Source organism: Kribbella alba (genome assembly GCF_039529635.1).
Classification (GTDB): domain Bacteria; phylum Actinomycetota; class Actinomycetes; order Propionibacteriales; family Kribbellaceae; genus Kribbella; species Kribbella alba.
Window position 1 is genome coordinate 86,714 of record NZ_BAAANE010000011.1, and the last position, 21,678, is coordinate 108,391.

At 67.4% G+C, this 21,678-nt stretch carries 20 protein-coding genes; 9 read left to right on the plus strand and 11 right to left on the minus strand.

All coding sequences use genetic code 11. The features are described from left to right. Window positions 1-17 precede the first annotated feature (17 nt). Window positions 18-404: an ArsR/SmtB family transcription factor gene (locus ABD210_RS29080; protein ID WP_344115765.1), complete on the plus strand. Its 387-nt coding sequence runs from the start codon at window positions 18-20 to the stop codon at window positions 402-404. Between the two features lie 59 nt (window positions 405-463). Here the strand turns inward: ABD210_RS29080 and ABD210_RS29085 are convergent, their stop codons facing one another. Continuing rightward, a complete protein-coding gene (locus tag ABD210_RS29085) occupies window positions 464-1,873 on the minus strand; it encodes an MFS transporter (RefSeq protein WP_344115766.1) in 1,410 nt (469 codons plus the stop codon). A gap of 53 nt (window positions 1,874-1,926) precedes the next feature. On the opposite strand from ABD210_RS29085, the gene ABD210_RS29090 reads away from it, so the two are divergent. The 3 genes from ABD210_RS29090 (at window position 1,927) to ABD210_RS29100 (ending at window position 4,310) form a co-directional block, all read left to right on the plus strand. Then, window positions 1,927-2,562 (plus strand): CGNR zinc finger domain-containing protein, encoded by a 636-nt coding sequence (locus tag ABD210_RS29090; protein WP_344115768.1) that lies wholly within the window; start codon window positions 1,927-1,929, stop codon window positions 2,560-2,562. Window positions 2,563-2,830: 268 nt separating this feature from the next. Continuing rightward, a complete protein-coding gene (locus tag ABD210_RS29095) occupies window positions 2,831-3,535 on the plus strand; it encodes a GAF and ANTAR domain-containing protein (protein WP_344115770.1) in 705 nt (234 codons plus the stop codon). Window positions 3,536-3,752: 217 nt separating this feature from the next. Then, window positions 3,753-4,310, plus strand: a complete 558-nt coding sequence (locus ABD210_RS29100) for a hemerythrin domain-containing protein (RefSeq protein WP_344115771.1) — start codon at window positions 3,753-3,755, stop codon at window positions 4,308-4,310. 173 nt (window positions 4,311-4,483) lie between these two features. On the opposite strand, the gene ABD210_RS29105 is transcribed toward ABD210_RS29100, so the two are convergent. Genes ABD210_RS29105 through ABD210_RS29115 form a run of 3 tightly spaced genes read right to left on the minus strand, consistent with a single transcriptional unit; the run spans window position 4,484 to window position 5,991 of the window. Continuing rightward, window positions 4,484-4,873, minus strand: a complete 390-nt coding sequence (locus tag ABD210_RS29105; protein ID WP_344115773.1) for a hypothetical protein — start codon at window positions 4,871-4,873, stop codon at window positions 4,484-4,486. Next, the gene (locus tag ABD210_RS29110) at window positions 4,870-5,502 is read right to left on the minus strand and encodes a hypothetical protein (RefSeq protein ID WP_344115775.1); all 633 of its coding nucleotides are present in this window, start codon (window positions 5,500-5,502) and stop codon (window positions 4,870-4,872) included. The genes ABD210_RS29105 and ABD210_RS29110 overlap by 4 nt, the downstream gene beginning before the upstream one ends. 45 nt (window positions 5,503-5,547) lie before the next feature. Continuing rightward, complete coding sequence (locus tag ABD210_RS29115) at window positions 5,548-5,991, minus strand: Hsp20/alpha crystallin family protein (protein WP_344115777.1); 444 nt, start codon at window positions 5,989-5,991, stop codon at window positions 5,548-5,550. A gap of 316 nt (window positions 5,992-6,307) precedes the next feature. Here ABD210_RS29115 and ctaD point away from each other — a divergent pair, with 316 nt between their 5' ends. Together ctaD and ABD210_RS29125 are read left to right on the plus strand one after the other, a co-directional pair. Further along, window positions 6,308-8,074, plus strand: coding sequence for an aa3-type cytochrome oxidase subunit I (gene ctaD / locus ABD210_RS29120; protein WP_486326949.1), 1,767 nt, complete (start codon window positions 6,308-6,310; stop codon window positions 8,072-8,074). Between the two features lie 34 nt (window positions 8,075-8,108). After that, window positions 8,109-8,291, plus strand: coding sequence for a hypothetical protein (locus ABD210_RS29125; protein ID WP_344115778.1), 183 nt, complete (start codon window positions 8,109-8,111; stop codon window positions 8,289-8,291). A 7-nt stretch (window positions 8,292-8,298) separates the two neighbouring features. Here the strand turns inward: ABD210_RS29125 and ABD210_RS29130 are convergent, their stop codons facing one another. From ABD210_RS29130 to ABD210_RS29145, 4 genes are all read right to left on the minus strand, one after another. Further along, a complete protein-coding gene (locus ABD210_RS29130) occupies window positions 8,299-9,984 on the minus strand; it encodes a type 2 periplasmic-binding domain-containing protein (RefSeq protein ID WP_344115780.1) in 1,686 nt (561 codons plus the stop codon). Window positions 9,985-10,078: 94 nt separating this feature from the next. Next, a complete protein-coding gene (locus tag ABD210_RS29135; protein WP_344115781.1) occupies window positions 10,079-11,041 on the minus strand; it encodes a carbohydrate ABC transporter permease in 963 nt (320 codons plus the stop codon). Further along, complete coding sequence (locus tag ABD210_RS29140; RefSeq protein WP_344115782.1) at window positions 11,038-12,018, minus strand: ABC transporter permease; 981 nt, start codon at window positions 12,016-12,018, stop codon at window positions 11,038-11,040. The genes ABD210_RS29135 and ABD210_RS29140 overlap by 4 nt, the downstream gene beginning before the upstream one ends. Before the next feature lie 18 nt (window positions 12,019-12,036). After that, a complete protein-coding gene (locus ABD210_RS29145; RefSeq protein WP_344115784.1) occupies window positions 12,037-14,415 on the minus strand; it encodes a glycoside hydrolase family 95 protein in 2,379 nt (792 codons plus the stop codon). Between the two features lie 148 nt (window positions 14,416-14,563). On the opposite strand from ABD210_RS29145, the gene ABD210_RS29150 reads away from it, so the two are divergent. Beyond that, window positions 14,564-15,883 (plus strand): L-fuconate dehydratase, encoded by a 1,320-nt coding sequence (locus ABD210_RS29150; RefSeq protein WP_344115785.1) that lies wholly within the window; start codon window positions 14,564-14,566, stop codon window positions 15,881-15,883. 32 nt (window positions 15,884-15,915) lie between these two features. Then, a complete protein-coding gene (locus ABD210_RS29155; RefSeq protein WP_344115787.1) occupies window positions 15,916-16,647 on the plus strand; it encodes a FadR/GntR family transcriptional regulator in 732 nt (243 codons plus the stop codon). A 38-nt stretch (window positions 16,648-16,685) separates the two neighbouring features. On the opposite strand, the gene ABD210_RS29160 is transcribed toward ABD210_RS29155, so the two are convergent. Next, window positions 16,686-18,641 carry a beta-galactosidase gene (locus tag ABD210_RS29160; RefSeq protein WP_344115788.1) on the minus strand — a complete coding sequence of 652 codons (1,956 nt, stop codon included), beginning with the start codon at window positions 18,639-18,641 and terminating at the stop codon, window positions 16,686-16,688. Between the two features lie 109 nt (window positions 18,642-18,750). Here ABD210_RS29160 and ABD210_RS29165 point away from each other — a divergent pair, with 109 nt between their 5' ends. Continuing rightward, complete coding sequence (locus tag ABD210_RS29165) at window positions 18,751-19,713, plus strand: NAD-dependent epimerase/dehydratase family protein (protein WP_344115790.1); 963 nt, start codon at window positions 18,751-18,753, stop codon at window positions 19,711-19,713. Here ABD210_RS29165 and ABD210_RS29170 read toward each other — a convergent pair. Beyond that, window positions 19,691-20,989, minus strand: coding sequence for a sensor histidine kinase (locus ABD210_RS29170; protein WP_344115791.1), 1,299 nt, complete (start codon window positions 20,987-20,989; stop codon window positions 19,691-19,693). The two genes, ABD210_RS29165 and ABD210_RS29170, sit on opposite strands and share 23 nt — an antisense overlap. Further along, a complete protein-coding gene (locus ABD210_RS29175) occupies window positions 20,979-21,617 on the minus strand; it encodes a response regulator (protein WP_344115792.1) in 639 nt (212 codons plus the stop codon). Before ABD210_RS29175 ends, ABD210_RS29170 begins: the two co-directional genes overlap by 11 nt. Window positions 21,618-21,678: the final 61 nt, after the last annotated feature.

Genomic DNA, 21,678 nt, shown 5'->3' on the forward strand with positions numbered 1-21,678 from the left:
ATGGTTAGGCTGCGAGCATGCACTCGTCGATCGAGAACTTCGAGATGCCGAACGAGGAACAGGTCCACCTCGCCGCGGAGTCGTTCCGCCTGCTGGCCGATCCGACCAGGATCAAGGTCCTGTGGGCGCTCCTGCAGGGCGAATCGTCGGTCGCGTGCCTGGCCGAACTAGCCGGCGCGGCGCCCGCCGCGGTGAGCCAGCACCTAGCCAAACTCCGGCTGGCAGGCCTGGTGAAAGGCCGCCGCGAGGGCACCTTCGTCTACTACTCCGCCGCGGACGACCACGTCCAACGCCTCCTGGACCAGGCCCTCTTCCACGCCGACCACCTGGACCGAAACCTCCCCGCCGGCCACAGTTCCGCCCGACCCGCTGACGCCCCGTCCGCACACCCCACCCCCCACTGATCACCCGTCCGCACACCCATCCCCGCCGACCCCGCGTCTTGCCACCCCGGCCGAGGCGGTCAGCCGGTGGGTTGGGGTGGTTGATCGGTTGGTTCTGCGAGGTGGCGCGGGACGGTCAGAGCGCTCGCGGCACCTGCGACGCCGATCAGCGCCGCGACTACGAAGCCGATCCGGTAGCCGGTCATCGGTGCGGCGGTTGCCGCGAGCGGTGAGACGAGGGCGAGCCCCAGAGCCGTGCCCAGCTGGGCTGTTGAGTTGAGCAGACCCGCGGCAACTCCACGCTCGGCCTTCACGACTGCGATCAACCCGGCGGTGGTGGACGCGACAGATGCAACGCCAAGGCCCACACCCATCAACGCGAAGGCGCTGAGTAGTAGCGCCCTCGGCAAAGCCTCCTCGGGCAGCATCAGCAGCAAGCCCGTACCGCTCACGACTGCAGCGAATCCGCCCACCAGCATCGGCCGAATCTCCCAGCGAACAACACCGATCGGGCCCAGCAGAGAACCGCAGATGACTGCGACGTTGAAGGCTGGGAAGAGTAGCGCACCTCGAGCCGGTGGCAGTTCGAGCGTGTCCTGCACGTACAAGACGACCATGAGCATGGCCGGCGTGGTCGAGCCGGTGAGCGCGGCCGCGGTGAGGTTGCCTCCCAGCACGCCGGGCGCTCGAAGCAGGCTTCCGGGCACGAGCGGCTGCCGGGCACGTCGCTCGAGGCGCACGAACCAGGCCAACGCCGCCGAGGACAACCCAACGGCGACCCATCCGGCCCAGCTCCCGGCCCCCTCGGAGATCAACGACAAGCCAAGCGCTCCGAGCGCGATCCCAACCGTGACCAGAACGGCGCCACCCAAGTCCAGCGACGCCACCAGGCCGCGCGGCCGACGGACCCCGAGCCGGGCGCTCACAGCCGAGAGTGGGAGGAGGTGGCTGAGGAGGAGCGCGGCCAGGCCGATGGGGGCGTTGACGGCGAAGACCCATCTCCAGCCTGCATACTCCGTGATGAGTCCGCCGAGCACCCAGCCACTCGCACCGCCGCCCGCTGCTGCGGCGGTCCACCAACCGAGCGCCCGGCGCCGCGCGTCCGACTGGACGAGCTCGTTCAGCGCGGCCAACGCAGCTGGTGACAGCAGCGCTGCCCCGACGCCCTGAGCCCCTCGAGCAGTGATCAGTACGGTGGGCGACCAGGCGAGGGCACAAGCCAACGACGCGACCGAGAACGTGACCAGCCCGGCGCGGAAGATCCGGCGGGCGCCGACCAGATCCGCCGCCCGGCCACCGAGGATCAGTAGACCCGCGAGGACGACCGTGTACGCCGTGATGACCCAGGACAGGTCGGCAGCCGCGAACCCGAGGTCGGCGCCGATCTTCGGCATCGCGGTGGCCACGATCGTCACGTCGAGTACGACGACGAACTGCGCCGTGCAGAGCACCGCGAGGCCGATCCGAGTGTTCCCAGTCAAACGGCTCATGCTGGTAACAGTGCCCGGCATCGCCGAAACCATTACTGGTAAAGTGCGTTTCGATGGAAACAGTGCAGCGGACGAGCCAGCGGCCGCCCGGAATCCGGGAGCTGCCGATCGTCGCCGGTCAGCTCGCGCTCGATTTCGCCAATACCGTCGACGATCCGCTGGGGCCCGAGCGCTTCGACCACGTGATCGACTACGAAGGCCTGCTCAACTGGTCCGAGCGGGTCAGGATCGTGCCGGCCGGGTCGGTGACCGCACTCCGCAGTACGGCTGAACAGCATCCGCGCCGGGCAGCCACGGTGGTCGGCCGGGCCGATTCGCTGCGGTCCGCGATCAACGAGACCTTCGCCGCGGTGATCGACGGTCGCGCGCCGACCACTGGATGGGACGAGCTGCAGCAATTCGTGGCAACCGCGATCCAGCAGGCCCGCCTGGTTCCCGTCGGCCCTCAGCTGGCTCCGACGTGGGATTTCAACGAGCTCGAGTCACCGCTCTGGCCCGTCGCGGAAAGCGCGTACGCGCTACTCAAGAGTCCCCTGCTGGGCCGGTTGAAACGCTGCGCGGGCTGTCCGTGGTTGTTTCTCGACCAGTCCAAGAACAGCAGTCGGCGCTGGTGCTCGATGGAGATCTGCGGCACTGACCAGAAGGTCCGCCGCTACGTAGCCAAACGAGCCGACCGCCGCACCGCCTGACCCGCCACGACGTCCACGCGAGGCACCAGGACGGTCATGACGGTGGCGTCACCGCTCCACTCCACAGGGTCACCAGCAGCCTCGTCCGCAGACTGGCTGGGGGTTCCGATTCCGCAAGAATTGGGCGGTGACAGGATCAGCGGGCGCGGGCGCGGAGAGCAACCTTGGACAGAACTCCGCGATCTGGGGCCGTACAGTGCATCATTTGGGCATGGATCACTCCGGAGAAGTGGGTGCTCCCGACGTTGCCCCATGTCTGGAGCCCGCATTGACCGCGCTTGACCCTGCAGCCGCCGAGGCTGCGAACACGTTCGCCCGGCTGGCCATCGAGCTCCATGATGCGTCAGGCGTGGGCGAGACCATCGACACCGTGGTGGAGTTCGCCCTCCAGGCACTGAACTGCAGCTACGCAGGAGTCGCGCTGTCGATGCGTGGCGCGCAGCCCGAGGTTGCCGCAGTCACCGATCCAGTCGTGGCCGAGGTCTATGGCCTGCAGCTGAGCTCGGACAAGGGTCCGCTCGTCACGGCGATGAGGGAACGCCGCACCGTACTGATCCGGGACACGACAGCCGACGATCGGTGGCCGGAATGGGCCGCCAAGGTGGCCGCCCTCGGCGTGCGCAGCGTGCTGGACGTACCGCTCGTCACCGGAAGAGATACGACCAGGACGGTGGGGGTGCTGGGGCTGTACAGCCCTCAGCCGGACGCATTCGGCGAGGACGATGAGGCGATCGCGCACATCCTGGCGCGGCACGCATCGGTCGCGGTGGCGTCGGCGCGGCACGAGGAGACCATGGCGCAGGCGGTCGACGCCCGTAAGCTCGTCGGCCAGGCGATGGGGATCCTGATGGAACGCTTCGACCTCGACGCCGACCGTTCGTTCGCGATCCTGAAGCGCTATTCCCAGGACACGAACACCAAGCTGCGTGACGTCGCTCAGCAACTCATCGACACCCGAAAACTCCCGCACTGATCCGATGGCGGCGCTGGACGAACTCCGTCGATCCAAGAGAGTGCTGGCGTTGCTGGGGGCAACCGTTGCCGCCCTCCTGCGCTGTTCCGCCTGAAGCTCGGAGAGAGATCAGGACGGGCCGTGAGGCAGGTTTGCGGCGTGTTACGGGCCGGGTACCGGGGCCGCGGCAAGGGCGGAGCCGCTGCGGGTCGCCCCCGATACAGAAGGGACCACTTTGATGGCCGGCGATGTTGTTGATCTGATCATGCAGGACCACCGCGAGGTCGAGCGTCTGTTCGACGAATTGAAGGAGAATCCGGAGAAGCGCAAGGGCCTCGTGCCCGTGCTGACGACGTTGCTGTCGGCACACAGTCGCGCCGAGGAGGCCGAGGTCTACCCGGCCGCTGCCGCGGAGGCCGGCGAGGCCGACGACGTCGCGCACAGCCAGGAAGAGCACGTCGAGGCAGACCAGTTGCTCGAGAAGCTCGCCGGCACCGATCCCGACTCGGCGAACTTCGACAAGGTGCTGCAGGACCTGATCGACGCGGTCAGCCACCATGTCGAGGAGGAGGAGTCGAAGGTCCTGCCAGGCATGCGGTCCAACCTCAGCGCAGAGCGGCTCGCCGAGCTCGGCGAGGCATTCGCAGCCAGCCGCAAGGAACACCTCGGCGAGCAGCCGGACGACATCACCCGCGAGGAGTTGTTGCAGCAGGCCCGCAACGCCGACATCTCCGGAACATCCTCACTGGGCAAGGAAGAGCTGAAGGAGAAGCTGCGGGAGCAGGCGAGCGAGTAAACAGGGCAACAGCCGGCAGGAGCCCGCCAAGCGCGGGCACCTGCCGGCTGCATCGACTGACAGTGAGGCGGCGACGAGCGATCGCCTTCGGCATCTGTTTCGCCTTGTCCAGCTGGCTGCACGCGGCCACCGGTACAGGCTCCTACAGCGAGCAGCAGCGGTCGTCGGCGCCTTCAGCCGGCTACGGCGTACAACTGCGACGCCGGATCGGCTGAGTTCCACAGGTGCGGATCCGGGTCCAGCAAGCGGATGCAGGTGCCGGTCCGGTCGGCGAACACCGCGTAGCGGCCCAGCGCAGTACGGACAGGAGCGATCAGCCAGTCGAGGTAGCGGTGGTCCTCGAAGAAGGTGTCGACGTCTCGCACGTCGTAAACACCTCCCGGGCCCAGCGCCGCCTCGGCTGGATCGCAGACGAGGGCAATGGTCGGCAAACCATCGCTCGGTGCCAGCAAGGCGGTGTCGTCATCGGGCCAGGCGAACGGGTCCAGCCCGAGGCCGCGGTAGTAGTCCACGGTGGCTTCCAGGTGTTCGACCGGACGGAGTTCGAACAGCAGCTTCATCATGTTCCCTCCTGCTTCGTCTGATCTGCGCGTTGCTTGCTGGTCGCACGCACCTCGTCGGTCCGGTCCGCGATCTCGGAGATGCGGCCCGCCAGGTTCGGGTGGTCGCGGGTGAGCCTGGGACCCGCTTCGGCCAGCGGCGCGAGCAAAGCCGCGGTGTCGTTGCTGCCTAGAGCAACATGGATCCGGTCCACGCTCGCCTGGGTCGGGTGGTCGAGGCCGTCCAGAGAGGTAACCTGCCCCGCGAGCCGGCGAAGGTCAGCAGCGTTTTCCCTCGCCCAGGCTGCAACGGCCCGGTCGCTCGCACGTTGGTCCCGAGCCGCCTGGACTCGCTGCTCGCCGGTCATCGCGGGGCCGGTCGCATTGGGGTTGAGTCGCAGATACCTGCGTTCGGCCGCCTGCCTGCTGGCCACTCCGAGCGCCGGGGCAAGCTGCGTCCAGCTGATGCCGGCGGCGCGGGCCGCGTCGATCAGCCGGGGCTCCCAGTCGGTCAACCGCTCCCTGAGAGCCCGCAACCGCACGAGCGCTTCGAGCAGGTCCTCCGGATCGCTGCTCCCGAGCTCGGTCAGTACTCCGCTGACGAACGCCTGCGCGTCGGTTGCTTCTGCCAGCCCGAGTTCTTCTTGCTGCATCCGGGATCTCCTGCGTCGAAGTGGCCGCAGGCAACGCGGCGTTGGTCAGGCGTTGAGCTGCTTCTGCTCAGACGCCGTGTCGTTGATGGTGATCTTGCGCGGCTTGGCCTGGGCGGCGACCGGGATCTTCACCGTCAGCACACCGTTGTGGTACGCCGCCTCGATCCGCTCGGCGTCGAGGGTGTCGCCGAGGAACAGCTGCCGGGAGAACACCCCGAGCGGGCGTTCGGCCACCTGCATCTCCACCCCGTCCGAGACCGCGACCGGACGGCGTTCGGCCTTGACCGTCAGCACGTTCCGCTCGACGTCGAGGTCGATCGCGTCCGGCGCCACCCCGGGGAGGTCGAAGACGACCACATACTCGTCACCCGAGCGGTAGGCGTCCATCGGCATCGGGTTCGGCCTGGACCACGTCCCTGGCGTCGAGCCACCGGTGAGCTGCTGGGTCAGCTTGTCCAGCTCCCGGAACGGGTCAGTGCGCATCAACATCGTTCCCACCTCCTGATGATCGACTGCCGGTGTCAACACGCATCACTGTTCTAGCATGTCATCGACTGGACGACAAGACCCCCGTCATCAATCCGATGACAACCTCCGAAGCGCTCGGCCAGGGCCAGCCCATCGAACCGACGAACACGATCCGGCTGCCGTCGCGCGGCCGGGCCCGTCGCAACAGTCGCAGAGCCCGTTTCCGCAGACCCGCGACAAGGCGCCAGGGGTCTGCTTACAGTGAAGTTGGAGGGGTACCGCAAGGCGCCGATCCGACGAGGAGGTCCCCGTGGTCAGTGTCGACGAACGCAGGGTCGTGAGGGTGCCCATCGCCGAGCCGAGCCGCCCGCGGGAACTGGGACGGTTGGCGGTGCGGCTGCTGACCACTACCGACCACAAGGTGATCGGTCATCTTTACCTGATCACCTCGTTCGCCTTCTTCCTGATCGGCGGCGTGATGGCCCTGCTGATCCGGGCGGAACTGTTCTCGCCCGGGCTGCAGATCGTGAATGAGGAGGTCTACAACCAACTCTTCACGATGCACGGCACGATCATGCTGCTGCTGTTCGCGACACCGCTGTTCGTGGGCTTCGCGAACGTGATCATGCCGGTCCAGATCGGCGCGCCCGACGTGGCGTTCCCGCGGCTGAACATGTTCAGCTACTGGCTGTTCCTGTTCGGTGGTCTGATCACCCTGGGCGGATTCCTCACCCCGGGCGGCGCCGCGGACTTCGGCTGGACGGCCTACACGCCGCTGTCCGACCGCGTTCGCTCGCCCAACATCGGCGGCGACCTGTGGGTGATGGGGCTGTGGATGGTGGGCCTGGGCACCATCCTCGGCGGGGTCAACTTCATCACCACGATCATCACCATGCGTGCCCCCGGCATGACGATGTTCCGGATGCCGATCTTCACCTGGAACATCCTGTTCACGTCGATCCTGGTACTGATCGCGTTCCCGATCTTCGGCGCCGCACTGCTGATGCTGGAGGCCGACCGCAGGTTGGGAGCGCAGGTCTACCTGGCGGCCAATGGCGGGCCACTGCTGTGGCAACACCTGTTCTGGTTCTTCGGGCATCCCGAGGTCTACATCATCGCGCTGCCCTTCTTCGGCATCATCACCGAGATCCTGCCCGTCTTCAGCCGCAAGCCGATCTTCGGCTACCTCGGCCTGGTCGCCGCGACGATCACAATCGCCCTGTACTCCGTGGTCGTCTGGGCGCACCACATGTTCGCCACCGGCGCGGTGAACCTGCCGTTCTTCTCGCTGACGACCTTCATCATCGCCGTACCGACGGGGGTGAAGTTCTTCAACTGGATAGGCACGATGTGGGGCGGGTCGCTCTCGTTCGACACCCCGATGCTGTGGTCTGTCGGCTTTCTCACCACCTTCTTGTTCGGTGGTCTGACCGGCGTCATCCTGGCCTCGCCGGCGCTGGACTACCAGGTCACCGACACCTACTTCGTGGTCGCACACTTCCACTACGTCGTCTTCGGCACGGTCGTGTTCGCGATGTTCGCGGGCTTCTACTTCTGGTGGCCCAAGATGACCGGCCGGATGCTCGACGAGAAGCTCGGCAAGCTGCACTTCTGGCTGCTGTTCATCGGCTTCCACACCACGTTCCTGGTGCAGCACTGGCTCGGGGTGGAAGGCATGCCGCGCCGCTACGCGACGTACGGTGCGAACGAAGGCTTCACCACCCTTCACCAGGTGTCCTCGGTCGGCGCGATGCTCCTGGGCGTGTCCACGTTGCCGTTCCTGTACAACGTCTACAAGTCCAGGCGAAGCCCGCTTGTCGCGGTCGACGATCCGTGGGGGTGGGGTCGCTCGCTGGAGTGGGCGACCAGTTCCCCGCCGCCGCGGCACAACTTCGTCAAGCTGCCGCGGATCCGCTCGGAGAGTCCGGCGTTCGACCTGCACCACCCGGACGTGGCGCGATCGGAGTACCCGGACAGCGGCGCGCCCCGCGACAACCTGCTGGACGCCGGCGAGGACACCGGCCGGGCCGAGCACCTCGAAGGCCTGACCGGTCCGCAGGAGCAGCCCGGTCAGGGCGATGGCCCCGAGCGGGACGAGCGTTAAGTCCGCCGGCCCCCTGGCCCGCCTGATCACGTAGATGAGCGAGGAGCCAAGGTCGAACTGGCCGAGCCGGACGGTGACGGAGCTGCGGCCGGCAGTCGTCGGCATCCCAGCGTCAGAGCAGCACAACGGCTCCCCCGTGGAGGTGTTCCAGGACGAGGCCTATGACACCCTCGACCTGGAACACCTCGACGTCCATCCCTACGGCTACCGCTGGTGAGAGACCATCACTTGGGCAGCTTGTCGTAGGCGGTTTGCTGGATCTCCAGGTAGCGCTTCAGGCCGAGGCTGTCCAGGCCCTTCACGTAGGCGTCCCAGTCCTTCGTGATGTCCTTGGAGCCGGTGATGAACTGCAGCGCGTTCTGCTGCACGTAGTTCTCGATGTTGGTCTGCAAGGTCGCGACCTCGCTGCCGAGCGACGGGTCGATCCAGACCTTCCAGTACGGATAGATCTGCGCCTTGTCCTCCTTGCCGTCGTACAGCTTCGTTGCCTCGAACAACCGTCGCTCGTAGCCCGCCTGGGCGTAGAGGTCGGTGCTGATCGACTCGGCGTTGCGGAAACCGGCGGTATTGTTGTACTGCGCGATCGCCTGCCAGGCCGCGTTCGGAGGGGTCGCGCCGGCCTTCAGCGGGATCTGCCGGTAGAGCGGCTTCACCGACTTGTCCAGCGCCACCTCACCGGCCTGCGGCTTCGTCCAGGTCTTGCCCTCGGTGCCGAACATCCCGTTGATCTCGCCCTCGGGGGTGAACAGATAGTCCAGCATCTTGATCGCCTGGATCTGCACCTCGGGGGTGGCCTTGTTGGTCAGCACGAAGGTTCCCCCGGGCACACTCGGGAAGTTGTATCCGGAATAGGCCGCGCCACTCGGTCCGGTCACCGGCGACACCGCGTCGTACTGCTTGTCGCGGCCGTCCGGGGACCCGATCGTGACGAAGATGCCGGGGTGCAGCACCGTCGCCGAGCCGAGGATCACCGTCTTGGCGTTGTCACCCTGCTGTTGCAGCGCATCCGCGTTCTGGGTGAACGCGCCCTTGTCGATCAGGCCTTCCTTGTAGAGGGAGTTGAGGTAGCTGAGGCCTTCCTTCCAGCCGTCCTTGTTCGCCTGGATGTCGACCTTGCCGTCCTTCAGCACCAGAGCGGAGTTGTTGTTGCCGCTGGTGCCCTGCGGGTCGTAGATGAAGGAGTTCATGAAGTACGGGATCAGCGTGTCCCGGACATCCGCGCTCAACGGGATTTCGTCCGCCTTGCCGTTGCCGTTGGGATCCCTGGTCTTGAAGGCCTGCAAGACCTTGCGCACGTCCTCGGTGGTCTTCGGCTGTTCGAGGCCGAGCTTCTTCAGCCAGGTGGTGTTCATCCACAACTTGCCCTGGTACGAGCAGTGGTAGCAGTCGACCCACTGCGGCATCCCGTAGATCTTGCCGTCCGGGGCGGTCGCCATCGCCTTGTAGTCGGGGTTCGCGTCCAGCGCCTTCTTGATGTTCGGCGCGTACTGGTCGATCAGCTGGTTCAGCGGCAGTACGACGCCCTGCTTCCCCAGCTTGAGCAGGTCAGCCTGGGTGAACTGGTCGACCCATGGGATCAGCAGGTAGAGGTCCGGGTAGTCACCGCTGGCCAGCGAGATCTGCCGCTTCTCCTTCGCGGGACCGGCGTCGTACGTGCTGGTCTGCCATTTGAAGGTGATGTTGAACTTCTTCGTCATCGCCTGGGTGAACGCGTTGGTGGCGAGATTGAAGTCCGGGCCCTGGGGCGCGAACACGTTGATGGTCACGGCCGGGTTGCCGGTGATGGTCGGCAACGGATCCCCCGCCTTGGCCGCCGTCCCCGAACCGCCGGAGCAGGCGGCCAGGGCCAGGGCCGACAGACAGAGGCCGGCGATCACCGCGGACCGGGTCTTTCTGGCGCGAACAGTCATCTTTCTTTCCTCACTCGGTCGAGAGGTGACACGGAGGCGAACTGAGCAACTCTGGGGCAACTCTGGGGCAGCTCTGGGACAGCACCAAGGTGCGTCAGCCCTTGACGGCGCCGATCAGGATGCCCTTGGTGAAGTAGCGGGCGACGAACGGATAGATCACCAGCACCGGAACGCTGGACACGACGATCAGGGAGTACTTGAGCAGGTCGGCCAACTGCTGGCGCTGCAACATCACCGACGCATCGACCGCGCCGCCGCTGTAGGTGTTGAGGATCAGCACGTTCCGCAGGACGAGCTGCAGCGGGAACAGGTCCGGGCTCTTCAGGTAGATCAGCGCATCGAAGTACGAGTTCCACTGCAGGATCGCGTACATCAGCGCGACGACCGCGATCATCGGTTTGGCCAGCGGGATCACCACCGACCAGAGGAATCGCAGGTCGCTGCAGCCGTCCAGCTGGGCGGCCTCGGCGAGCTCGTCCGGGATCGCCGTCCGGAAGTAGGTGCGTGCGATGATCACCTGCCACACCCCGATCGCCTGCGGGATGATCAGCGCCCACCGGGTGTCCAGCATGCCGAGCGACTGGACCACCAGGTACGTCGGGATCAGGCCGCCGGAGAACAGCATCGTGAAGAGGATCAGGCTCATCACCAGGTTCCGGCCGACCAAGGTCTTGCGCGACAGAGGATAGGCGATCGCGATGGTGAGCGTCACGCTGATCAGCGTGCCGAACACCGTGTAGAACAAGGAGTTCGCGTACCCCTGGATCACCTGCGGGTTGCTCAGCGCGACCTGGTAGCCGCGGATCGAGAAGTCCACCGGCCACAGCAGTACCCGGCCGGACGAGACCGCCTCCGGACTGCTGAACGAGCTCGCCACGATGTACAGCAGCGGCAGCAGAACGATCGCCAGGAACACCAGCAGCAGGAGGTAGACGAAGAACATGAAGAGCTTGTCGCCGCGGGACTCCCTGATCCTGCGGGTCGGCAGCTCTCTGACCTTGATCCGCCGAGCCGGCAGGACCCTGGCACGACGCGGCGACACCACCCGGGTGCTCATGACCACAGTCCGTTTCCGGTGACGCGCTTGGCGATCACGTTGACGAACAGCAACAGGAGCAGGTTGATCACCGAGTTGAACAACCCGACCGCGGTGGCGAGGCTGAAGTCCGCGTTCAGCAACCCGGTCTTGTAGACGTAGGTGGCGATGATCTCCGACTGGCTCAGGTTCAGCGGGTTCTGCAGCAGGAACGCCTTCTCGAACCCGATGGCCATGATGTTGCCGACGCCGAGCACCAGGATGATCACGGCCGTCGGCAGGATCCCCGGGATGTCGACGTGGATGATCCGGCGGAGCCGCCCGGCCCCGTCCATCTTCGCCGCCTCGTGCAGCGCCGGGTCGACACCGGCGAGTGCGGCCAGGTAGATCACCGCCGAATAGCCCGCGGTCTGCCAGATCTCCGACCACACGTAGATGTGCCGGAAGTACGACGGGTCGCCCAGGTAGTCGATCGCCTCGACCCCGAAGAAGCCGAGGCCGCGGTTGACGATGCCGAGTCGAGGGGCCAGCACCAGGATGGTCATCGACACGACCACGACGGTCGAGATGAAATACGGCGCGTAGGTGACCATCTGCACGGTTCGCTTGAAGATGCCCTGCCGCACCTCGTTCAGCGCGAGCGCGAGGATGATCGCGATCGGGAAGCTGGCGATCACCGTGTAGAAGGACAGCAGGAAGGTGTTCCGCACCAGGCTGAAGAACACCGGATTGTGGAAGAACGCCGAGAAGTTCGCCCAGCCGACCCACTCGCTGCCCCAGATGCCGGCGACCACGTTGTAGTTCTTGAACGCCAGCACGCCGTTCGACATCGGGATGTACTTGAAGATCGCGAAGTAGAGCAACGGAAGGACAAGCAGCAGGTAGAGCTGCCAGTGGTAGCGCAGGCTCTTCCGAAGTGCGCGCAACCGGCTGCCGGCGGGGCGGCGGCGCGACGGCGTACTGCGGACTTGTGGTGGCGGTTGCATCGTCAGGGTCATCGGGACCTCCTCATGGGCTCAGCTCCAGCTGAGACGGCTGGCGACACCTGCGGACAAGGTCACCGGAGTGCGGTCGTCGCCATGACGAACCACCACCTCCTGGTCGCGATCGGCCGTCAGGATCGCCTCGACCTCACCTGTCTTGGACCAGCGGACATCGACGGTGACGCCGCCGCGCGCTCTCAACCCCGACACGCGGCCGGACGGCCATTCGGACGGCAGGGCGGGGAGCAGGTCGATCTCGGAGTTGTGGCTTTGCAGCAACAGTTCGGCGATCCCGGCGGTGGAGCCGAAGTTGCCGTCGATCTGGAACGGAGGATGGGCGCAGAACAGGTTCGGGTAAACGCCGGCTCCGCTCCCGACATAGTCGGTTCCGGTGTCGTTGGCCGGCGTCAGGAACTCCTTGATCAAGCGGTAGGCGGCCGCACTGTCCCGCAGCCGGGCGCGCAGGCAGATCTTCCAGGCCAAGGACCAACCGGTGGCTCGATCGCCGCGCAGGTCGAGGGTCCTGGTCGCGGCTGCCGCCAGGGCCGCGGTACCGTCCGGCGTGATCGCGTCGCCGGGGTAGAGGCCGACGAGGTGGGAGACGTGCCGGTGGTGCGGCTCCACCTCGGGCAGATCGTCGGCCCACTCCTGTAGTTGCCCTCGGCTACCAATTGCCGGCTCGGGGATCCGCTTCCGGGCGGCCGACAGCTCGTCGACCAGCGGATCCATCAGCTCGAGCAGCTCCGCCACCTGTGCACAGCGAAGGAACAGGTCTGAGATCAGCGCGAGGTCCATCGTCGACGAGGTGGTGACCGAGGCCGGTCCGCCGTCGGCAGCGAGGTAGTCGTTCTCGGGCGAGGTCGACGGTGAGGTGCCGAGGCTCCCGTCGGGGAGCTCGACCAACCAGTCGAGGCAGAACTCCGCGGCTCCGCGCAGCACCGGCCAGACCCGCCGCAGGAACTCCAGATCACCGGTGAAGGCGTAGTGATCCCAGAGGTGGCGGCACAACCATGCCCCGGCCATCGGCCAGTTCGCCCACTTGGGATCGCCGTCGACCGGGATGGTCCAGCACCAGGCGTCGGCGTTGTGGTGCGCCGTCCACCCCGCACGCCCGTAGCGTTCCCGCGCAGTACTGCGACCCGCCTGGGCTAGCTCCTCGACATAGTGCAGCAGGGGTTCGTGGCACTCCGAGAGCGAAGTGGTCTCGGCGTGCCAGTAGTTCATCTCGGTGTTGATGTTCAGGGTATAGTTCGAGCTCCACGGCGGCCGGAGCTCCTCGTTCCAGATTCCCTGCAGGGTGGCCGGAAGCCCGCCGGGCCGGGAGCTCGCGATCAGCAGGTAGCGGCCGTAGTTGTACACCAGCGCGGAGAGCCCCGGGTCGTCTTGCCCGACGGCGTTCGCCAGCCTCGCGTCGGTGGGCAGGGCTCGCCGCGCCGGATCGGAGTCCAGTTCGAGCACCGATCGACGGAACAGGCCGCGATAGTCCTCCACGTGCTCCTCGAGCAGTTCGTCGTACTCCCGCGCGAGCGCGGCGACGACGCGTGAGTCGGCCGACGCCCAGCATTCCTCCGCCGTACGAGTCGGTGCGACGTACGCTCCGTCGTAGCCGGTGGCCGTGGACAGAACCAACGTCACCTCTTGCGCTTGCTCGACGACGACCTCCTCCGCTGTCGCCCGGACCAAGCCGTCCGATGCGACCCGCAGAGCGATCGCCGCGTTCATCCCCTGCTCGGCGTCGTCCGAGTAGAGAATCGCATCAGTGTCCGAGCCATGCGGCGGTGCCACGTTCGCCGGGCAGCGCGCCAGCAACGCCAGCCCGTTGTCTCCATCCGCCCGCGTCGACGCCTGCAGCTGCGAAGTCAGTCGTACGCCGACCGACAGCGCGCCGGCCCGGGATGCCCGCCAACGCAGGGCCAGAACTCCAGCCGGCGCGCTCACGAACACCTCTTGCCTGACGGTGATCCCGGCAGTCTCGTACTCCGTCACGGCCGTCGCGGAATCCAGGTCGAGCACGCGCCGGTAGCTCGACACCTCAGCCGGGACCCGGCCGTCGACCTTGACCTCCAGCAGCAGGTCCCCGAGCGGCAGATACGCCTGGGAGTGGCCGGCCTGGAACCCTCGCGCCAGGGCCTGGGCCCTCCGCACGTCACCGGCCGCGATCGCCGCGCGAACTTCGTCGACGGCCTCGGCGCCCACCTCACCCAGCGGCGTCGACAATCCGCGAGTGGTCGCGGGGCTCCCCGACCACAGGGTCTCGTCGTTAAGGCCGACGCGGTCGGGTCCGATCCCGCCGAAGGCCATCGCGCCGATCCGGCCGTTCCCGAGTGGTAGTGCCTCGAGCCAGACGGTGGCCGGGCGGTCGTAACGCAACTGCGTCTCGCCCTGCCCCTCAGCGCGCACCAGGTCGCTCATACAGGGGACCTCCTCAGTCATTGATGAGACAATCATCATATGAATTCTGGGGATCGTAGCTCCGCTGACGCTGCTGGTCCAGACCGTGGAGCACTGGACCTTGAAATTCATCTGCTCTATTCTGATCACCTTTCGCCCAGGAGGTCTCATGCCACGCATCACGTCGGTGGAAGTCGTCGATGTCCGTTTCCCGACCTCGCTGACCCGGGACGGCTCGGACGCGATGAACAAGGATGGGGACTATTCGGCCGCCTATGTGGTCCTGCACACCGACGACGCAGACCTCAGCGGGCACGGGTTCACCTTCACCATCGGACGCGGCAACGACCTGTGCGCGGCCGCGGCTGCGCAGCGAGCCGAACCGCTGGTCGGCCGACGGGTCGACGAGTTGGTGACCGACCTCGGCGGGATCTACCGCGAACTGCAGTCCGACACCCAACTGCGCTGGCTGGGTCCTGACAAAGGCGTGGTGCATCTGGCTCTGGCCGCGGTGATGAACGCGGTGTGGGATCTGGCCGCGCGCCGGGCCGGAAAGCCCTTGTGGCGGCTGCTTTCCGAGATGTCACCCGTGGAGTTGGTCGACGCCGCGGACCTGCGGTACCTGTCCGATGTCTTGACCCGGGACGAGGCGATCGCCTTGCTCGCCGCCAAGCAGGCCGGCCGGGCCGACCGGATCGCCGAGCTCGAGGCGAGCGGATATCCCTGCTACACAACGTCCGCGGGCTGGCTCGGGTACTCAGATGACAAGCTGCGCAGGCTTTGCGAAGAGGCCGTTGCCGCCGGCTACAAACACGTCAAGCTGAAGGTCGGCGCCGACCTGGCCGACGACATCAGGCGGTGCGGCATCGCCCGCGACGTGATCGGCCCCGGCGGCAACCTGATGATCGACGCCAACCAGGTCTGGGACGTGCCGGAGGCGATCGAGTGGGTGCGGGCGCTGGCGGCCTTCGATCCGCTGTGGATCGAGGAACCGACCAGTCCCGACGACGTGCTCGGGCATGCGGCGATCCGGGCCGCCGTCGCGCCGATCGGCGTGGCCACCGGAGAGCACGGCATGAACAGGGTGTTGTTCAAGCAGCTGTTCCAGGCCGGCGCGATCGACTTCTGCCAGCTCGACGCGGCCCGGCTCGGCAGCGTGAACGAGATCCTCGCGGTCTACCTGCTCGCGGCACGCTTCGGCGTACCGGTCTGTCCGCATGCCGGTGGGGTCGGGCTCTGCGAGCTCGTCCAGCATCTGTCGGTCTTCGACTACGTGGCCGTGTCCGCCAGCTTGGAGAACCGGGTCACCGAGTTCGTGGACCACCTGCACGAACACTTCGTCGATCCCTGCATCGTGCGGGACGGGGCCTATCTGCTGCCGACGGCCGCCGGATACAGCGCCGAGATGCACCGGCGGTCGTTGGCCGCGTATACCTTCCCGACCGGGACCTACTGGGCTTCGCGCGGTGCTTCGGAGTCAGTCGCCTGAGCGGCCTGACCGCGGTGGGAGATGATGTCCGGATGACCAACGCGTCCAACCGATCCCAGCCCGATGTGGTCGTGCAGGGCATCAAGAGACTCATCGTCGACGGCATGCTGAAGCCCGGCGACAAGCTGCCGGTCGAGAAGGATCTCGGCGAGGAGCTCGGGGTCTCCCGCGGCCCGTTGCGCGAGGGCGTTCGCGCCCTGTCGATGATGGGCGTGCTGGAGACCCGCCAGGGCGACGGCACCTACGTCACCGCGCTCGACTCTTCGTTGCTGCTGGCACCGATGGGTTTCGTGGTCGACCTACAGGACCGCAGCGGCGCGCACCACCTGCACGCAGTACGGCGGATGCTCGAGACCGAGGCGGCCGCGATGGCGGCGACGCGGATCAGCGCGGAGGCGGTGGCCGGGGCCGAGGCAGTGCTGCAGCAGACGGAGGCGCAGCTTGCCGGCGGCGAGCCGGATCACGAGGCGCTGATCGACAACGACATCGCCTTCCACCGGCTGATCGCGCAGGCGTCGGAGAACCCGGTGCTCGAGGCGCTGATCACCGCACTGGCCGGCCGGACGCTGCGCGACCGGCTCTGGCGGTCGATCACCCAGGACGGTGCGGACGAGGCCACCCATGCCGAACACCGCGCGATCCTCGCGGCCCTGGCGGCGCACGATCCCGACCGCGCGAGGGCACGGATGGCAGCCCATCTGTTCGCCGTCGAGGACTACCTGCACGAGCGCCCGCCGGCCGCCGAAGACCTGCAGCCGGGCTAGCCGCCCCTCAGTCACCGAACTGCCGAGCGCCTCCGCCCTCAGTCCGATCGCACCACCGCCTGAGCTCCTGCCTGCAGGAGCAGCGATCCGCGGACCTGCTCACCCGTGATCAGCTCCATCCCGTCGGCCGGTACGACGGCCTCGGTCGCGGAGTGGTTGAGCAGGATGGTCCACGTGGTCCCACCTGCGTGCCGGCGGACCACCTCGACTCCGGGCAGGTCCGACCGCGCGACATCCGCAGCGCCGAGGACCCGGCTGACCAGCGCCGCGGAGGCCGCGTCGTCGAGCTCCGTCGACACATACCAGGCCGATCCCGTGCCCACCGCGCGCCGGGTGATCGCCGGCCTCCCGTCGAGCACGCCACCGACGTACCGGTCGATCACCTCGGCGTTTGTCGCGCGGAGGTGCTCGCTCCAGAGCCGCCCGCGACCGCCGGAGGACAACTGGATGAAACCGTCCGCCGGCAGCGGATGGAACTCCTCGACCCGCACCCCGAGCAACTCCGCGAACGCGCCCGGGTATCCCCCGAGTCGGACCCGCGCAGCAGTGTCGGCGATCCCGCTGAAATACCCGACCAGCAGCTGGCCGCCTCCCTCGACGTACCGGGCGATCGACTCCGCGGCTGCATCGGAGACCAGGTAGAGACTCGGAACCACAACCAGCTTGTACGCCGTGAGGTCGGCCTCCGGGTCCGCGAAATCCACCGTGACTCCGGCGCGCCAGAACTGCCGATGGGCGGCCTGCACCGTCGTCAGGTAGTCGAGCTCTCCGGAGGGCAGTTGCGTCGACTGCATGGCCCACCAGGACTCGGCGTCCCAGAGCAGCGCGACCTCTGCCTCGACCGTGCTTCCGTCGAGCTCGGCCAGCTTCGGCAGCAGCGCACCGAGTTCGCTGATTTCGCGGAACATCCGGGTATCGCGGCCGGCGTGCGGCACCATCGCCGAGTGGAACAGCTCGGCGCCACCCCGAGACGCCCGCCATTGGAAGAACATCGCCCCACGCGAACCTCGGGCCACGTGCGACAAACTCTGCCGCGCCATCCGACCGGGCTCCTTGGTGTGCAGCCGATGGCCGTCGTTGAGCGTTCCCGCGGCCTGCTCCATCAACAGCCAGGACCGCCCGCCGGCCCACGAGCGCGCGAGGTCCGCGCCGAACGCGGTCTGCTCCTCCGCACCGATCCCGGTCTGGCCGGGATAGTGGTCGATCGCGACCAGATCCACCTCGGCGGCCCAGCGGCTGTGGTTGACGGGAACCCACCCGCCGAACACGAAGTTGGTGGTGATCGGCATGTCCGGAGTGAGCTCGCGCAGGATCGCCTTCTGTTCTTTGTAGGCGGCCAGTAGCTCGTCGGACCAGAACCGGCGGAAGTCCAGCGCCTGCGTCGGATTGACCAGGTACTGCGTTCGCCTAGGTGGCTGGATATCCTGCCAGTCCGAGTACCCCTGGCTCCAGAACGCCGTCGTCCAAGCTGCGTTCAGCCGGTCGAGGTCGCCGTACCGGGCATGCAGCCAGGTGCGGAAGGCGGCTGCGGCGTGGTCGCAGTAGCAGGTGGTGCCGTACTCGTTGTGGACGTGCCACATCGCCAGGGCTGGGTGATCTGCGTACCGCTCAGCGAGCACTCGGGCGATGCCGCTGGCCGCTTCCCGATAGGCGGGAGCGCAGGCGCAGTACGTGTCGCGGCTGCCGTGCGTCAGCCGCACGCCGTCTGCCGTGACTGGCAGGGCATCGGGGTGGAGGCGGCTGAACCACGGTGGTGGTGAGGCGGTCGGCGTAGCCAGATCGACCTGCACGCCACCCTCGTGCAGGAGGTCCATCACCTGGTCGAGCCAGCCGAACTCGTAGCGGCCTGGCGCGGGTTCGAGGCTCGACCAGGAGAAGACCCCGACCGTCGCGAGGTTCACCCCGGCCTGCCGCATCAGGGCGACGTCTTCCTTCCAGACCTCGGGATCCCATTGCTCAGGGTTGTAGTCGCCGCCGAACCAGAAACCGCTCATATCGAGTCACGCTACCGTGACCACTCCCCGTCCCTGCCTGGCCGCGGAGCGGCCCGGGCACGGATGGGCCGACGGTCGACCTCGGCCCGGCTGGCCTAGGGTTGGTCGCATGCGCGTGATCGTCATCGGAGGTACAGGGCATATCGGCACCTATCTGGTGCCGGAGTTGGTGCTGGCGGGGCATGAGGTCGTCGTGCTCAGTCGCGGACGGCGCGAGCCGTACCGGTCGAGTGGCGCGTGGCGCCGGGTCGAGGTGCTGACGGTCGATCGGGAGGCGGAGGAGGCGGCCGGCACCTTCGGCCGGCGGGTCCGCGAGTTGCAGGCGGACGTGGTGATCGACCTGATCTGCTTCACCGAGGCCAGCGCCCGCCAGCTCGCCGAAGCACTCGACGGCCAGGTCCGGCACCTGCTGCACTGCGGCACGATCTGGGTGCACGGCCCGAGCGCCTCGGTGCCGACCCGGGAGGACGCGCCCCGCGCGCCGTTCGGGGAGTACGGGATCGCCAAGGCGGCGATCGAGCGGTACCTGCTGACGCGTGACGGCGTCCCGGCGACGGTGATCCACCCCGGGCACATCAGCGGTCCGGGCTGGACCCCGGTCAACCCGGCCGGCAACCTCGACCTCGGCGTCTTCGAGAAGCTTGCCAACGGCAACGAGCTGGCGCTGCCCGACCTCGGTCTCGAGACCGTCCAGCACGTCCACGCCGCCGACGTGGCAGGCCTGTTCCTGGCCGCGATGGCCAACCGCTCCGTCGCGGTCGGCGAAGCCTTCCACGCCGTGGCCAACGGCGCGATGACGCTTCGCGGGTACGCCGAGGGCGTGGCCCGGTGGTTCGGCCGGGAGCCCGACCTGACCTTCCTCCCCTGGGACGAGTGGCGCGCCACTGTCTCCGCTCGCGATGCCGAGATCACCTGGGATCACATCGCGCACAGCCCGCACTGTTCGATGGAGAAGGCGGCCCGGTTGCTCGGTTTCCATCCCCGCTACACCGCGCTGGAAGCCACCCTCGAAGCGATCACCTGGCTCGTCGACAACGGCAAGGTCAGCGTCAGCGAACCGGCAGCCGGATAGAAACCTCTGTCCCACCCTCGGGCGCGGTTCGGATCGTGAACTGTCCGCCGAGGTCGTCGACCGCATCCCGCATCAGCTGCAGCCCGAGGTGACCGGTCTCGGCAGGCGCTCCGACGTACCCCCGGCCGTCGTCGGCGACCCGGACCACCAGGCGCTGCTCGTCACCGTCCACTTCGATCCAGGCGTGCGCCGCCTCGGCATGCTTCGCGATATTCGTGCTGCACTCGCGCGCACAGCGGTAGGCCGCGGCCGCCAGCTCGGAGCTGAGCTCGGTCCGCACATCGATCCTCGTCTTCACCTCCACACCTTCGTGGCTCAGGCGCTCGGCCAGCTGATCGATCGCCTCCGGCAGTCCGTCCCCGGTCAGGTCGGGCGGGTAGATGTCGACCATCATCGTGCGCAACGACCCGACCGCGTCGCGAACGGCCTCGGACGCCTTCTCCACCATGTCCAACCGCGGCTGAGTGTGTGACGCCACCGCGTTCCGCACCGAGGAGAGCACGAAGTTCGCACCCGCCAGGCTCTGGACGACGCCGTCATGCAGGTCACGCGCGATCGCCCGGCGCTCCCGCTCGGATGCCGTCAGAGCACTCCGCAGCAGCCGGCCGCGTTCAGCATCGGCGCGGCTCACCCGCCGGAGCAGCCAGGCCGACACCGGCAACTGCGCAAGGACCAGTACCAGGAGTGCGAGCAGTGCGAACGGGACCAACGTGCCGGTCAGCTCCGCTCGCGCGGCGGCCACGCCGGCATCGGTCGAGTAGACCTCGAGGGCGAGCCGCTGTCCCGAGTCCAGCGTCAGCGGCACATAGACCTCGACCAGTCGGTGACTGGGCCGCTCGGTGACGTTCTCGGCATTGGACAGGTCCGACAACTCGGCGGTGCTGGCCTGCTGGTCGATCGTCGCCTGCACCTCGGTGTTGTTCGGGAACCGCAACCCCATCGCCTTCGGCTCGTTGGAATACAGCACTAGTCCGTCGTGGGTCCACACCTTCACCCTGATGATCTCGCCATCGCGTTGGCGCGCGAGTACGGCCGCATCGAGCCGGTTGCGCGCGGCCACGTCCCCACCCATCACGTCGGGCAGCGTCGGCACGAAGATCACCTTGCCGAGCCCCTCCGCGGATCGCGCCGCCTCGGTCAGCGCGGTCTTCTCCGCGATCGATCGCGCGGCAAGCACAGCGCCGGCACCGACCACGAGGAAGGCAGCGAGCGCTGAGACGACCAGTCCGACCACGGCCCTTCGCACCGCGCGGCCGCTGGGTCCATCAGCCCTCATGGTCCGGCCCGAGGATCCCCAGCTGTTGCGCCTTCAGCACGGCCGCGACCTGGGAGCGCACCCCCAGCTTGAGATGGATCGACTTCACGTGACCACGACAAGTGCTCACCTTGATGCCGAGCTTCCGGGCGATCTCCCCTGGCACCAAGCCCTGGCCCATCAGGGTCAGCACCTCGGTCTCCCGGAAGGTGAGGCTGTCGGCTTGCGGCTCGGCCGTCGGCTTGGCCGTCGCCGGGCCGAACATCGAGGCCGACACCAGCATGGATCCCGGCCTGGCCTTTCGCAGCACCGAGAGCATCTCCTCGAGCGATCCGTACTTCGGCATGTAGGCGCTCGCGCCCGCCTGGCCGGCCCGGACCACCCAGTCCGCCTCGCGGTGTGCCGAGACGATCACCACCGTGCTGTCCGGGACCGCCTCGCGCAGTTGCCGGGTCACCTCCAGGCCGTTCTCAGAACCGAGTGCGATGTCCATCACGACGACGTCGGGTCGCAACTGCAACGCCAGCTTGAGCGCGACCGCGCCATTGGCCGCTGTCCCGACACAGTCGAAATCGGGTTCGCTGTCCAGCGCCATCTCCAGTAGTTGAGCGAACGCTTGATGATCGTCGACGATCATCACCCGCTTCATCGTCCGCTGGCTACTTCCTACCCCCATATGCCCTCCCCCGGGCGTGCAGTAATCGTCAAGC

What these genes read in the sequence shown, in the direction of transcription:
- ABD210_RS29080 (WP_344115765.1), top strand. Translation starts at nt 18, where the DNA reads ATGCACTCGTCGATCGAGAACTTCGAGATGCCGAACGAGGAACAGGTC.
- ABD210_RS29085 (WP_344115766.1), bottom strand. Translation starts at nt 1,873, where the DNA reads ATGAGCCGTTTGACTGGGAACACTCGGATCGGCCTCGCGGTGCTCTGC.
- ABD210_RS29090 (WP_344115768.1), top strand. Translation starts at nt 1,927, where the DNA reads ATGGAAACAGTGCAGCGGACGAGCCAGCGGCCGCCCGGAATCCGGGAG.
- ABD210_RS29100 (WP_344115771.1), top strand. Translation starts at nt 3,753, where the DNA reads ATGGCCGGCGATGTTGTTGATCTGATCATGCAGGACCACCGCGAGGTC.
- ABD210_RS29105 (WP_344115773.1), bottom strand. Translation starts at nt 4,873, where the DNA reads ATGATGAAGCTGCTGTTCGAACTCCGTCCGGTCGAACACCTGGAAGCC.
- ABD210_RS29110 (WP_344115775.1), bottom strand. Translation starts at nt 5,502, where the DNA reads ATGCAGCAAGAAGAACTCGGGCTGGCAGAAGCAACCGACGCGCAGGCG.
- ABD210_RS29115 (WP_344115777.1), bottom strand. Translation starts at nt 5,991, where the DNA reads ATGTTGATGCGCACTGACCCGTTCCGGGAGCTGGACAAGCTGACCCAG.
- ABD210_RS29125 (WP_344115778.1), top strand. Translation starts at nt 8,109, where the DNA reads ATGAGCGAGGAGCCAAGGTCGAACTGGCCGAGCCGGACGGTGACGGAG.
- ABD210_RS29130 (WP_344115780.1), bottom strand. Translation starts at nt 9,984, where the DNA reads ATGACTGTTCGCGCCAGAAAGACCCGGTCCGCGGTGATCGCCGGCCTC.
- ABD210_RS29135 (WP_344115781.1), bottom strand. Translation starts at nt 11,041, where the DNA reads ATGAGCACCCGGGTGGTGTCGCCGCGTCGTGCCAGGGTCCTGCCGGCT.
- ABD210_RS29140 (WP_344115782.1), bottom strand. Translation starts at nt 12,018, where the DNA reads ATGACCCTGACGATGCAACCGCCACCACAAGTCCGCAGTACGCCGTCG.
- ABD210_RS29145 (WP_344115784.1), bottom strand. Translation starts at nt 14,415, where the DNA reads ATGAGCGACCTGGTGCGCGCTGAGGGGCAGGGCGAGACGCAGTTGCGT.
- ABD210_RS29150 (WP_344115785.1), top strand. Translation starts at nt 14,564, where the DNA reads ATGCCACGCATCACGTCGGTGGAAGTCGTCGATGTCCGTTTCCCGACC.
- ABD210_RS29155 (WP_344115787.1), top strand. Translation starts at nt 15,916, where the DNA reads ATGACCAACGCGTCCAACCGATCCCAGCCCGATGTGGTCGTGCAGGGC.
- ABD210_RS29160 (WP_344115788.1), bottom strand. Translation starts at nt 18,641, where the DNA reads ATGAGCGGTTTCTGGTTCGGCGGCGACTACAACCCTGAGCAATGGGAT.
- ABD210_RS29165 (WP_344115790.1), top strand. Translation starts at nt 18,751, where the DNA reads ATGCGCGTGATCGTCATCGGAGGTACAGGGCATATCGGCACCTATCTG.
- ABD210_RS29170 (WP_344115791.1), bottom strand. Translation starts at nt 20,989, where the DNA reads ATGAGGGCTGATGGACCCAGCGGCCGCGCGGTGCGAAGGGCCGTGGTC.
- ABD210_RS29175 (WP_344115792.1), bottom strand. Translation starts at nt 21,617, where the DNA reads ATGAAGCGGGTGATGATCGTCGACGATCATCAAGCGTTCGCTCAACTA.